Source organism: Bartonella queenslandensis AUST/NH15 (genome assembly GCF_000312585.1).
GTDB classification, from domain to species: Bacteria; Pseudomonadota; Alphaproteobacteria; order Rhizobiales; family Rhizobiaceae; genus Bartonella; species Bartonella queenslandensis_A.
In genome coordinates this window covers 1-756 of sequence record NZ_HE998080.1, presented here as the reverse complement: position 1 = coordinate 756, position 756 = coordinate 1, and the positions used below count along the sequence as shown (strand labels likewise).

General features: G+C 33.7%; 1 protein-coding gene. It reads left to right on the top strand.

All coding sequences use genetic code 11. The features are described from left to right. The coding region (locus BN338_RS09440) for a tyrosine-type recombinase/integrase (RefSeq protein WP_039761558.1) at positions 1-411 on the top strand (411 nt) is incomplete at its 5' end. Between the last annotated feature and the right edge of the window lie 345 nt (positions 412-756).

The window sequence follows — 756 nt, the reverse complement described above, 5'->3', positions numbered from 1 at the left end:
CGTATTGGTTGGAAAGACGTCAAAGATAATGTCATTCACCTCAAGACAGAGAAAAGCAAATATCAAACAGATGTTTTTCTCCCTATTTTACCAGAATTAGCAGAGACTCTTAAAATTGGTCCTATTGGAAATGAAACATTTATCTGTAGTAAAACTAATCAAAAATTTATCAAAGAAAGCTTTGGTAATGCATTTAGAGACGCTTGTAACGCGGCTGGAATTAAAAAATCAGCCCATGGCTTAAGAAAATTAGCAGCTACACGCGCAGCAAATTCTGGAGCAACAGTTTCACAACTCAAAGCAATTTTTGGCTGGACAGAAGATCAAATGGCATCTCTCTACACAAAAAGCGCAGATCGTAAAAGACTCGCTCTTGAAGCTATAAAAAAGCTCCAAAAAGATAAGGGATAGAGGCAAAAAAACTCAATAGAATCAATACTCATCTATTCCCTTACATTAAACGTAACTTTTTGATTTTATTTTCTTTCTTTTTGCTCTCATCGCCCACCATTTTAAAGTTCTATGTTTTTGAAAAACTACGCTATACCTTAACAAATATTCTAGTATCTTTAGCTCTATTAAAAAATTAAGCACTTTTATTATGGAGATGTTGATTCTTTCATAAAAGGAGCTCTCCCTATTGATTTAGGTGTGACGCTCAATAAGCTTTTTCCTCTCTTCAAACAAACTTCTTGTTAATCTTACAGCAAAGAGCATTATAAATATATCCAATTTTCAGTTATGATTGGGCTTGGA